Source organism: Bradyrhizobium sp. 187 (assembly GCF_023101005.1).
GTDB classification, from domain to species: domain Bacteria; phylum Pseudomonadota; class Alphaproteobacteria; order Rhizobiales; family Xanthobacteraceae; genus Bradyrhizobium; species Bradyrhizobium canariense_D.
In genome coordinates, this window is sequence record NZ_CP064693.1 from 275,894 (window position 1) to 288,450 (window position 12,557).

Consider the following 12,557-nt stretch of genomic DNA (forward strand, 5'->3'; position numbering starts at 1 on the left):
AGTTTTTTGTTGTGGCTACCCTCTTCGCCTTGCCGCGGCGGCATCCACCACGCTCTCCACCTCCTCGCGCCACGACAGGATCTCCATCGCGAGCACGGGGTGGTTGAAGCCCTTGAGCACGAGATCGTCGAGCGCGCGGGCTTCGACCCAGGGCTCGACCATGCCGTAGACGCGGCGGCTGACGACGACCTGGCCGGCCTTGGCTTCGTCGCAGAGGCGGGAGGAGAGATTGGTGACGCTGCCGATCGCGGCATATTCCAGCCGCTGCTCGAAGCCGATCTGGCCGAGCGTGGCGTAGCCCATGGCGACGCCGACGCCGAAGCCGAGCGAGTGGCCGCGGTTCTTCCATTTCTCGGTCAGCTTGCCGATCGTGTCGCGCATCTCGACCGCCATCTTCACGGCGCGCTTGGTATGGTCGGCGAACTGAATCGGCGCATTGAACAGGATCATCACGCCGTCGCCGGCAAAGCGGTCGAGCGTGCCTTCATAGCGGTGGATCAGCTCGCCGAGCGCGGCGTGATATTCGCGCAGCACGTTCATCGCCTCTTCCGGCTCGGTCGCCTCGGTGAACGAGGTGAAGCCGCGCAAATCGCAGAACACGACGGTGACCTCGCGGCGATGGCTGTCGAGCAGCGCATCGTGGCCGTCGGACGAGGCGATCAGTTGCGCGACTTGCGGCGCGAGGAAACGTTCGAGCCGCTTGATGCGGCCGATCTCCCCCAACTGCTTCTCGACCCGCTCTTCCAGCGAGCGATTCCAGTTGCGCAGCTGCTCGGTCTGCTCCTGGAGCTTTGCGGCCTGCTGCTGCACGGTTTCGTGCGCAGCCGCGAGTTCGCGGCCCTTGTGGTCGACCTCGGTGAACAGCCGCGCATTGCGCATCGCCAGCACGGCCTGGTTGGCGAACGTGCGCATCAGGCCGATGATGCTGGCGGCGAACTCGCCGCTGGCGCGGTGCAGCACCACCAGCGAGCCGAGCGTGCCCTGCTGGTCCACCAGCGGCACCACCAGCACCGAATGGAAGCCGGCCTCGACCGCGACGTCGCGCAGCGGCTGCTCGGAGGCCTGGTCGAGATCGGCGATCGCGATCGGTTCGCCGCTCCCGGCCGCATCGCTCAGGATATCCTGGCCTTCGTCGATGGTGACATGGGCGCCGTCGGCGGATTTGTCGATGCCGTTGGCCTCGACCAGATTGAAGCGGCGCATCTCAGCGTCATAGCCGTAGATCAGCACCGCATCGGCATGGGTGATCTCGATCGCGCGCGCCGCGATCGTCGGCAGCACGGCGTTGAGATCGAGCGAGGCGGCGACCGCGCGGCCGACCTCTTCCAGCACCTTGAGCTCGTTGATCGACTGCGCGAGATCGCGGGTGCGCTCCTCGACCTTGGTCTCCAGGTCCGAATAGGTCTCCTGGATCTGGTCGGCCATGCGGTTGAACTGGCCGGCGAGATCTTCCAGCTCGTCCGCGGTGTGCACCTCGATGCGATGGCTGAAATCGCCTTCGCCGAGCTTGTGCGCGCCGTCGCGCAGCGCCGTGATCGGAATGATCATGCGGCGCGCCAGAAGCGTGCCGGCAAGGATTGCGACCAGCAGGCCCATGCCGATCAAAAGCGCAATGCGCACCAGCTGGTCGCGGATCGGCATCAAGGCCTGCGTGGCCGGCTGCTCGAACATCACGCTCCAGCCGAGCTTCGGCACGGTGCTCGCGGCGCTCATCACCGCATGGCCGTTGAAGTCGGTGCCCGAATTGTCGGGCTCGTGGCCCGGTGCGACCGCGGCCGCAACCTGCGGCAGCTTCGACAAATCCTTACCGATCTCGGGGCCTTTCGAGGACGTCGCCAGCACGCGGCCGCGCGGATCAACCACATAGGCGAAGGCGGCTTTGCCGACCTGGGCGTCGATGAGGTACTCGGAGAGAAAGCTGAGGTCGAGCTCGGCCACGGTGACGCCGGCGTTGAAACCGGAATGCGCCACCGAGATCGACATGAACGGCGTCCGGTCGGAGAACCAGGCCGGCGCGTAGCTGACGCCGCGGGCGACGGTGTCGGTGAAGCGCATGTCGCGGGAGAGGTCGGCATTGCTGCCGGTCGTGGTCGACTGGCGCGAGACGCGCAGCACCTCGCGGCCGTCGCCGTTGAGCTGGAACAGCTGAGTGACGACCGAGACCTGGTGCAGCAGTTGGGCGTAGTCGGCGCGGCGCTTCTCGAGTGTGTCCTGGCTCGCCCGCGTCACCCAGCTGATCTGGCGCTCGAGTTCCGAGATCGACTGCTCGATCCGCCGCGCGGCAGCCTGCGCCTTGTCCTCGAGACCGTCGGTCAGCTGTGTCTTGGTGGCGCGGTAGGAGATCCAGCTCTCCATCGCGCCGTTGACGGCAAGCACGAACACGACGAGGCCGACGAGAGAGACGACGTATTTGGCGAACAGGCCCTCGCGCAGAAACCGTGTCTTGTCGTTCGCTCCTGCCATCCCGATCCTCTCGCGCCGCCATCGGCGCCGGCGCTACGGGCCGCACGGACCCTGCGAGCCTTCTAGCACAATTTGGTCCCAGGGGACTGTGAAGGGACTGGTCAAGGGACGGCCGAGCACCCGGCGTGGTTACCGGCCTCGGTTACTCCCTTGGATGCTGGCAGGCGGAAGCATGGTGAATTGTCGCAGTCTCATCCGTTTGGAGGAAGCCGCGGCCGGGGACGCCGATGTAAGGGGATCGCCTCGGCAAGGGAGGGCTGGAGTCCAGCGCTTTGGTCCTGCAATCATCGATTAAAGAGCTGCCGCAGCACGTCGTTCATCGGCTGGCTGTCCTGCTGCGCCGCCGGCGGGTCCTCCAGGGCGGGGGACGCCGGCGAGGCTTGCGGCATCAGTGCGGATGGCGCTGCAGGCAGGCTGCGGCTGCGGCCGGTGGCAGTCCCGGTCCCGGTGCCGTTTCCCGCGCCACCGGAAAGTCCCTGCTGGATCAAATTGCCGAGCGCCTCCCCCAGGGGGCCGCCGAGCAAATTGTTCTGTCCGGCGGGCTGCTGGCTTTGCGGATTGGCAGTGCCGGCGGCATTACCGCCACCCGGCGCGGTGGCTCCCCCGAGACCAAGGCTGCCCAAAATATTGCCGAGCCCGGCCCCATCAGCGCCGAACAGCCCCCTGCCCATCTCGCGCAGCTTGGCATAGGCGGCGTCCGGATTGTCCAGCATGCCGGCCATGTCGGGATAGATTCGCGGCTGCGACCAGGTGCCCTGGATCATCACGGGAATGCCGAAGCCGACCGGCTCGGCGGCGCGGCCCTGGCCTTCGGTCGTCATCACCAGTTTCGGCTCGACGCGAAAGCCCATCATCTTGGTGTCGAGTGCGATCGTGCCGGCACCGGTCACGCGGACGAGCGGTCCGGTCAAGTTGAGATCGGTGGTCACCGCCTGGCCCTTGTCGATCCGGAACGACGCCGAGAGCTGCGACAAATCCGTGCTCTGCTCCCGACTGCTGTCTCCGTTTTCCTGCCAGCCGGACAGCGTGCCCGATGTCAGCGAGCGGATCATCTGTGCGACGTTGATGCCGCGAATGGCGCCGTCCTGGAAATTGACGAAGGCCGTGCCCTGCATGTTCGCCATCAGCGCGCGCTGGCTGCTGCCGGCGCTGCGCAGCGCGAGCTTGGCCTGCAGCTTGCCGTCGATCCGGTCGAATTCGGCGAGGCCCTGCAGCAGCGGCAGCGCGCGCACGCCGGCGAGGTCGGAATGCATGGCAAAGCTCGGCGCGCCGCTGGTCGCATCCAGGATCAATTCGCCCGTAACCTGGCCGCCATAGGCGCCGAGATTGGCGGTGCCGGCCTTCAGCACGCCGCCGGCGAGTTTTGCATCGACCGCCAGCGGCGCGAGGCGTGCCTCGCCGATCACCGCCTCATGCGCGGAGATCCTGATCTGCGCATCGACATAGTTGAGCCCGGAGACGTCGATCGGCGCATCGCTCCAGGGCTGCCCGGACGCGCCTTCCGGCGATTTCGCCAGCGGGATCGCGAGCCGCTGGAAGTCGAGATCGAGCTTGACGAGAGGCTTGCTCGCGATATCGACCGAGGCCCAGCCATTGAACGCGCCATCGCCGAGCGTGCCATTCAGGCCGTTGATCATCACGACATCGCCGCTCAGCCGCATCTCGGCATGGCCCGCGAGCCGGGACTTCAGCACGTCCGGCATGTCGATGGCGAAATCCACCGGAATGGTCGGTCGGTCGGCCGGCGGCGCTGGCGTGGTCGCCTTGATGTCGAATTTGGTCGGATGCTCGCCGACCCGTGCGGTGCCGGTGATGTTGAACTTGCGGTCGCGGCCGACGATCGCATCGGCATTGACGGCGCTGATGCGGCTCTCGACGCGATCGCGCACGCGCGCGAATGCGATCTCGCCATCGGTGACCTTGATGCGATCGATGGCGGCGCCGTCGAGATCGAGCGCGACCGGCTTCGACGTGCCGCCGGCATTCGGCAGGCGCTCACGCAGCAGCGGCTGGTAGAGCACGGGATGGGTGACGACGAGCTCGCTGATCTTCGGGCGGCCCGACCAGACGCTTGAGAGCGACATGTCGGCCCGCACGCTGTCGATGGACAGGCGCGTGATGCCGCTGCGGTCCTTGGGGTCGGCAAGCGTGAGGTCGTTCAGCGTCACGTTCAGCGTCGGCCACAAACTGATTCTAGTGGTGCCGTCGACCGACAGGCGATAGCCGGTCGCGCTCTCGACACGCGAGGCAATCGTCGAACTCAGGAAGCCCGAGGGGATCCCGACCACCAGCAGGAGTGCGATCACGATGACGATTGCGGCCACCGCCGCGCCGGCGAATTTCACGGCTCTCATATCGACTTTCCAGCGGCGGACGATCGGCGTCGAATCCGGCACATGACCGTCATTTGCACCCGTCCTTGGCTCCTGAGTTTATCCCGGGACGGGAAGCGGCTCCAAGCACGTAAAAATAGTCTGGGGGTGCTGCAAAGTTATGTGACTTATGGCACACTTCCCGGGCGCGGTTTTACGCGATCTTGATGTTGATGGTTCCAAGCGATTTGCCAACGAAATTCACAAGGATATTGAAATGAGCAAGCAGGCCGAATTTGCGGTCATCCTCAAGATGAATGCGATGTTCGCCGATCTCGGCGCAGACGAACTCCAGCGGCTGGCGAATCTCTGCCACACCCAGCATCTGGGGAATGGCGAGGTGCTGTTCCAGAAGGGCGACCCAGGCGATGCGCTGTTCGGCGTGCGCCGAGGCCAGGTCCGTATCGAGACCGGCGCCTCCGACGGCAGCCGCCTGACGCTGAACTTCATGGGGCCCGGCGACCTGTTCGGCGAGGTTGCGGTGCTGGATGGCCAGAGCCGCACTGCGGACGCCACCGCGGGCGAAGCCAGCGAGCTGTTCGTGCTGCGGCGCGAAGACTTTCTCGCCTTCCTCGAACGCGAGCCGAAAGTCGGGATCAAGATCATCGCGCTGCTCTGCCAGCGCATCCGCTGGCAGAGCGAGCGCATGGAAGAGTCCATGCTCCAGCCGCTGCCGGTTCGCCTCGCGCGGCGCCTCTGCGCGCTCGCCGCCGATTTCGGCTCGGAGGTGCACATCTCGCAGGAGCAACTCGGCGTCTTCGTCGGCGCCGCCCGCGAGAGCGTCAACCGCCAGCTTCAGGCCTGGCGCAAGGAAGCGATCCTCGATCTCCAGCGCGGCCGCATCCTGCTGCGGAACATGACCAAGCTGACGGCGATCGCGCGCAACGAGTAGGGGGGCCGTTAGGCTGGGTCGCTATCGGGGCGAAGGAGTTCGTCAGAAGAGTCTCAACTCGCGACCCACGCTTTAACGACCTCGATCGGCACAGCACGACCGGTACGTCTGAATGCCTGGTAGCGAAGACGATCCTCCGCTATGTCGGGTTCTCGGATGGCGCTCGCTGAACTGCCTCGTGTGCTTGACGCTGGTGCACATCTACTCCGCCGCAGGGTGCACGATGTTCTTCGGCCGCGGCCTCGCTTCGGCCGGCGCAGCTCCGTGATGACTTGCGCCCTCCGCATCTTCGCTGTGCACGACCAGCCGCTTGGCGAAGCGCCAGATCAGGGCGCCGAGATCGTCCATCACCATGAACATCGCGGGCACGAACACCAGCGACAGGATGGTCGAGAAGATCAGGCCACCGATCACCGCGAGCGCCATCGGCGAGCGGAACTCGCCGCCCGCGCCGACCGCGAGCGCGCTGGGCATCATGCCCGCGGCCATCGCGATCGTGGTCATCACGATCGGGCGAGCGCGTTTCATGCCTGCGTCGATCATGGCTTCTTCGCGCGGTGTGCCGGCGTGAATGGATTCGATGGCGAATTCCACCAGCATGATCGCGTTCTTGGTGACGATACCCATCAGCATCAGGATGCCGATCCACACCGGTGTCGTGAGCTGCTTGCCGGTGATCAGCAGGGCCGCGATCGCGCCGCCGATCGAGAGCGGCAGCGAGAACAGAATGGTGATCGGCTGCAGGAAGGTGCCGAACAGCAGCACCAGAACGGCGTAGACCATCATCAGGCCCGCCGTGATCGCGGTGGCAAAGCCTTCGGACAGTTCGTTCAGGCTTTCGGCGTCGCCGGAGGGGGAGACCTTCACGCCCTTCGGTCGGCTCTTCATGACCGGCAGATCGTAGATCTTCTTGGTGGCGTCGCCGAGCGCGGCGGAGCCGACGAGATCGGCCGCGACGGTCGCCTGTCGCTCGCGATCGTAACGGTTGATGCTGGTCGGACCCTGGTCGAGCTTGACGTCGGCGATGACGGACAGCGGCACGCCGCCCTTCTCGCCGTGCTCGCCGAGCGGCACGCGCAACTGTTCGAGCGTCTTCAGATTGCCGCGCGCGGCATCCTCGAGCTGCACTCGGATCGGCACCAGACGGTCGCCAACGTCGAACTTGGCAAGCGCGGGGCCGACGTCGCCGATGGTGGCGACGCGGATGGTCTGCGATAGGCTTTCGGTCGAGACGCCGAGCCGTGCGGCGAGATCGGCGCGCGGTTCGACGCGCAGCTCGGGCCGCTCCAGCGTGGTTTCCGAGATCACGTTGGAGATGGTGGGAATCCGCTTCATCTGCGTCGCGAGTTCGCTGGCGACGTTGTTGACGATGTTGGCGTCTGCGCCGGTCACGACCAGCGAGATGGCGCGCAGGCCGTTCTCGTCGAGGAACCAGAAGCGGATGTCTGGAATGTTCTCCAGCTCCTGGCTGATCGAGAATTCGAGCTCGCGCTGGGTGATGTCGCGGCTGTCCTTGGGCGTGTAATTGATGATCAAGGCGGCGCGCCGGACTTCCTGGGTCCCCGGTGGAACGCGGCCGCCGTCGACGAAGATGCTCTTCACCTCGGGCCGCTTGCGCAGGCGCGCCACGATGTCTTCGGTGACTTTTTCGGTGTAGGCGAGCTGCGTGCCCGGCGGCAGCTCGAGCGCAACCAACGAGCGCGAGCTGTCCTGCGCCGGCAGGAAACCCTGCGGCAGCAGCGTAATGCTCCAGATCGAGGCGGCGAAGACGCCGAAGCCGACCAGCACCGTAATGAAATAGTGCTTCACCGACCAGGCCACGAGCCTGTGATAGGACCGCAGCACGCGGCCGGGCGGCGGCTCTTGGTGATTGCTATGTTTGAGGAAGTAGGCGGCGAGCACCGGCGTGACGAAGCGCGCCGCGAGCAGCGAGAAGAACACCTGTACCGAGACGGTGATGCCGAACTGCTTGAAGAACTGTCCGGCGATGCCCGACATGAAGCTCGCGGGCGCGAAGATTGCGATGATCGTCAGCGAGATCGCGATCACCGCGAGGCCGATCTCGTCGGCGGCTTCCAGGGCGGCACGATAGGGCGACTTGCCCATGTTCATGTGCCTGACGATGTTCTCGATCTCGACGATGGCGTCGTCGACCAGAATACCCGTCGACAGCGTGATGGCGAGGAAGCTGACGAGGTTGAGCGAGAAGCCGAGCAGGTCCATCGCCCAGAATGCCGGGAAGATCGACAACGGCAGCGAGATCGCGGCGATGATGGTGGCGCGCAGGTCGCGCAGGAACAACAGCACGATGACGACGGCGAGGATGGCGCCTTCGAACAGGGTCGAGATCGCCGCGTGGTAATTGCCATTGGTATATTCGACCGAGGTGTCGATCACCTTCAGGTCGACGTCGGGATAAGTGGCCTTGAGCGTGTCGATGCGCTTCTGCACGGCCTCGGCGACCTTCACGTCGCTGGCACCCTTGGAGCGCTTGATGCCGAGCGCGACGATCGGCTCGCCGTTGAAGCGGGCGAAGGTACGGCGGTCTGCGATGGTGTCGGTGACGGTGCCGAGATCGTCGAGCCGGACCTCGCCGCCGCCGAACAGCGGAATCATGGTGCCGGCGAGATCGCTCAGCGTCTTGGCGCCGGCGAGGGTGCGGATCGCCTGGTCGTTCTTGCCGATCTCGGCGCGGCCGCCGGCGACGTCGACATTGGTGCCGCGCAGGCTCTGGCTGACGTTGACGGCCGTCAGCCCCATCGACTGCAGGCGGTCGGGATCGAGCGAGACCAGGATCTCGCGCTCGACACCGCCGATGCGCTCGACCTGGGCGACGCCGCGCACGCCTTGCAGCGCGCGCTTGACCACGTCGTCGACGAAATAGGAGAGCTGCTCCGGCGTCTTGCCGGGCGAGATCGCGGCATAGGTGACGATCGGCAGGCCGATGACATCGACGCGCTGGATCAGCGGCTCGGTGACGTTCTGCGGCAGGTTCGAGCGCACGCGCGTCACCGCGTCCTTGACGTCGTTGAGCGCGCGGTCGGTGTTGGTTTCCAGCGCGAACTGGATTGTCGTCACCGACAGGCCGTCGGTGATCTGCGAGGTGATGTGCCTGACCCCTTCGACACCGGAGACGGCGTCTTCAACCGTCTTGGTGACCTGGGATTCGAGCTCGGCGGGTGCCGCGCCGAACTGCGATACCGCGACCGAGATCACGGGAATGTCGGCCGAGGGTAGCCGCGTCACCGCGAGCTTGGTGAAGGACACCCAGCCGAGGATCAGGAGGATGATGGAAAATACGACCGACGGCAGCGGATTGCGGATCGACCATGCCGAGATATTGAGAGCCATCAGCGTACCCGCGTGCGATCGAGTTCATCAGCGAACATGGTCTTGATCTGGTCGCCGTCATGCAGCGAAGAGCCGGCGTCGGCGACGACGATCTCGCCGACATTGAGGCCTTCCAGGATTTCCGTCGCGCTGTCCGAAGACAGCCCGACCCGTACCTTGCGCGTCTCGACAATGTTGCTCTTGACGACCTGCACGGTGAGATGGTCGATCGCGGTCTTGGGAACCGCGACGCCGCAGCTTCGCTTGGCGTCGATCGAGGCGCGGGCGAACACGCCGACTTTCAGCGAGGGATTGTTGGTGACGCTGATGCGCACGCGGCCGAGCTGGGTGGCGCGATCGATTTCGGGCGCGACTAGCCTGACCCGCCCGATCAAATCGGGCGCGTCGTCGCGGCTGATGCGCACGGTCGCGCCGGAGCTGAGCTTGGCCATGTGCACCGCGGGCACCTGCGCGTCCAGTTCGATCTCGTTGTTGACGGCGATACGGAACATCGGGCCGGCCTGCGGCGAGGCCGGCGCGCCGACGATGGTGCGGACCTCGGTGACGAGGCCCGGCGCAGAGGCCTTCAGCGAGACCGGACCTTGCGGGCCGGGCCGCGGCGGCTGGCCCGGAATCTGGGGCGGTGCGGTCAGGCGCGCCAGCTCCTGATTGTCGGTGACGAGGGTGCCTTCGGTGACGAAGAGGTCGGTGACCCTGGATCCCTCCTGGTCGGCGACGACCACGGCTTCGCGGCGCGGCACGAAGAAGCCGGTCACCCGGACCAGGTCGGAGAAGCAGGCATTGGTCGACTTGGTCACGATGACCAGCGCCTCGCTCGGCGTTTCCTTGGGCTCGGCGCGGTGCCGGTGCTCGAACAGATAATAGCCGACGCCGAGCGCGACGACGAAGATCACCGTTCCGGCTGGCTTGAGATATTGGGAGAGGTTCATTGCCGGATCGTCCTGGCCTGGCTCACGGCCATCCGCGCGCGGCCCATGGAGAGCGTTTCCCTGAAATAAAGCAGCGTCCCGCAAGGCTGCGGGACGCGCGCTGGGAGCGAGACTTTACACCACATCACGACTTGTCACTTCAAAGGATTACGTCGTGGTCACTTCGATGCGGTAGTCTTGTTTTCCATGTTGACGACCTGCACGCGACGATTGACTTCCGCCATCGGCTGGGCCGGGTCCTTCAGCTTGCTCTTGCCGTAGCCGACCGTGACGAGGTCGGTCGCGGAGATGCTGTATTTGTCGACCAAATAGCGCTTGATCGAATCCGCGCGGCGCTCCGACAGATCCTGATTATAGCTCTCGCTTCCGGCGGCGTCAGTATGGCCGGCGACCACGAAGGTCGAGCCTTTCAGGTCGGGGCTGGTCAGCGCGCGGCCGAGCGCCTGGACCGAGGCAAGCGATTTGGCGCTGATATTGGCCGAGTTGTAGTCGAACGTGATTTCCAGATCGATGTTCGGCTTGTCCTTGGCCGCCGACGCGATTTCTTCACGCTCGGTCGACGACAGCGACCGTGTCGAGCGGCCGCGCACGGACTGGATCAGCTTGGTCTCCGTGGCACTCGGTGCGGGATCGGCCTGCGGAGCGATCGAGAGGCCGCGGGTCAGCGGCTTCTTCGGCGGCGGCGCCAGCGCGCGGACGATCTCGTCCTCGGTGACGTTCTTGCTGTTGCCGTCGTCGGCTGCGAATGCCAGCGGGATCGTCAGCGACAGCGCGGCGCCGACGGTGATGATGGACAGGATTGCGGTAAGTCCCTTTGCAGCCAATCTCATAGCCAGTCCCTCCTGCGCAGCCAGCTGGTGCGGTTCGAAAATCCTGCAATAAGCCTCCCGAAAGGACGGCCTGCGGCATCCGTTCGATTAGTCTTCGCCGGGCCGTCGCGGGTTCGAGGCACATCGGCCCCGATTCAAAAAAATATCAACGCACTCCGTAGCTTGCGAATTCCTGAACAATGTTCGGGTCCATCGCCTTGGCATTGGCGATGTCGAGCGCGCCCTCTTGGGCCGAGCCGTTGCGCTGCTTGGCGATCCCGCGTCCGAACAGCGAGGAGGTCAAGCGCGGATTGATCCTCAGGGCGGCCTCGAAATCGGCGATGGCGTTCTTGACCGCCCCCGATTTCAGATTGACGAGCCCCCGGCTGTCCAGCGCGTCGACGAAGTTCGGTCGCAGCCGCAGGGCCTCGTTGCAATCCTTCAGCGCGCCCTGGAGGTCGCCGACCACGGTGCGGGTCCAGCAGCGATTGTTCAGCGCCTCGACGTCCTTCGGGTTGATCCGGAGCGTCTCGTCAAAATCCTTGATGGCCAGGCTGTAGGCGCCCTTGCTGGCATAGACCTGACCGCGCCGGTAAAGCGCGTTCACGTCATCCGGATTGGCCGCGATCTTGGCGGTCAGCCCCTTGATGGTGGGGTCCTCGGCCAGGGCGGCCGCACTCGGCCCGCTCTCCATGGTCGGAGCGGTGGCGGGATCGGCCGGAATCACAGGCGGAGGCGGCGGCGGTGCCGGCGGCAAGGCAGCCTCGACCTGCGGCTTCGGTGACGGAGCGGGCGCAGCCACCGTCTCGGCCGGTTTCGGCGGCGGAGGCGGTGAAGGTGCGGGTGGAGTCGGCGGCGGGTTGTTGGCGACGACCGGCGGCGGGGGAGGCGCAGGTGGCGGCGTGGTGGTCGGGCGCGACCCGCCGGCCCCTGGAATGAAGGAGAAATCCTCGGCCAGCGACGAGGATATCCACGGCACCTGCTCGCCCCGGGAGGCGCGGGTGACGCCCATCTTGGTGCGGTTCAGCGTCTCCTCGGCCATCAGGTCGGGGACGCGGATTTCCTTGAGGAGTTCCTGGACGAACAGGCTGTGCTCGCCGCCGGCGTCCGAGACCACCGAGGCCAGTGCCGCCGAATACATCACCAGCGTGCCGTTCGGCGCGATGACGGGCGTGAGGCCGGCCGAGAAGCTGCGGAACCGGCGCTCGAACGGGTTGCGCCTGGAGGCATCGACCAGCGCGATCTTGACGCCGGCGCCGCGGGTGTTGAGCTCGCCGAGCACGGTTTCGAGGCTGATGCCGTCGCGCCGCACGTCGGATTCGGTCCAGATCTGCGCATCGATCGGCAGCAAATAGCTCTGCCGCGCGGACTGGATGCCGAAGCCGCTGAAGAACACCAGTGCCACCGACCCCGGCTTGATCTTGCCGTAGAGCTTGTCGAAGGCGCGGCGCATGCCGTCGCCGGTCAGGTTCTCACCGATCTCGACGGAAAAGCCGTCGCGCTTGAGCTCGTCGGCGACGTCGCGCGCGTCGTTGAGCGGTTCCTTCAGGGGAGCGTCGGCGTCCGGATATTTGGCATTGCCGATGACCAGCGCAAAGCGATCGCCGGCCGCAAGTGACGGAGCGGTCGGGATGAGCGACACGAGCAAGGATAGAACGAAAAGCAGGCGAATTTTCATAATTAGCGCGATCCAGCCAAAAAGGCGCCGTTTCCAGCTTGCGCCGCGGCGACCTTAACTTAC

At 65.7% G+C, this 12,557-nt stretch carries 7 protein-coding genes; 1 reads left to right on the plus strand and 6 read right to left on the minus strand.

The features are described from left to right. Positions 1-15 precede the first annotated feature (15 nt). Both IVB19_RS01325 and IVB19_RS01330 read right to left on the minus strand, forming a co-directional pair. Entirely contained in the window at positions 16-2,463 is a 2,448-nt protein-coding gene (locus IVB19_RS01325; RefSeq protein ID WP_247820889.1) for an adenylate/guanylate cyclase domain-containing protein, read from the minus strand. Positions 2,464-2,747: 284 nt separating this feature from the next. Continuing rightward, on the minus strand, positions 2,748-4,817 hold the full coding sequence (locus IVB19_RS01330; protein WP_026233203.1) for an AsmA family protein: 2,070 nt from the start codon (positions 4,815-4,817) through the stop codon (positions 2,748-2,750). A gap of 235 nt (positions 4,818-5,052) precedes the next feature. Between IVB19_RS01330 and IVB19_RS01335 the strand changes: the two genes are divergently transcribed. Continuing rightward, the gene (locus tag IVB19_RS01335; protein WP_018456597.1) at positions 5,053-5,727 is read left to right on the plus strand and encodes a Crp/Fnr family transcriptional regulator; all 675 of its coding nucleotides are present in this window, start codon (positions 5,053-5,055) and stop codon (positions 5,725-5,727) included. A gap of 201 nt (positions 5,728-5,928) precedes the next feature. Here the strand turns inward: IVB19_RS01335 and IVB19_RS01340 are convergent, their stop codons facing one another. The 4 genes from IVB19_RS01340 to IVB19_RS01355 form a co-directional block, all read right to left on the minus strand. Further along, positions 5,929-9,078 carry an efflux RND transporter permease subunit gene (locus IVB19_RS01340; RefSeq protein WP_018456596.1) on the minus strand — a complete coding sequence of 1,050 codons (3,150 nt, stop codon included), beginning with the start codon at positions 9,076-9,078 and terminating at the stop codon, positions 5,929-5,931. Further along, positions 9,078-10,007, minus strand: a complete 930-nt coding sequence (locus IVB19_RS01345; RefSeq protein WP_018456595.1) for an RND family efflux transporter — start codon at positions 10,005-10,007, stop codon at positions 9,078-9,080. Before IVB19_RS01345 ends, IVB19_RS01340 begins: the two co-directional genes overlap by 1 nt. 158 nt (positions 10,008-10,165) lie before the next feature. Further along, positions 10,166-10,837 carry an OmpA family protein gene (locus tag IVB19_RS01350; RefSeq protein WP_026233202.1) on the minus strand — a complete coding sequence of 224 codons (672 nt, stop codon included), beginning with the start codon at positions 10,835-10,837 and terminating at the stop codon, positions 10,166-10,168. A gap of 145 nt (positions 10,838-10,982) precedes the next feature. Beyond that, positions 10,983-12,494 (minus strand): caspase family protein, encoded by a 1,512-nt coding sequence (locus IVB19_RS01355; protein ID WP_018456593.1) that lies wholly within the window; start codon positions 12,492-12,494, stop codon positions 10,983-10,985. Between the last annotated feature and the right edge of the window lie 63 nt (positions 12,495-12,557).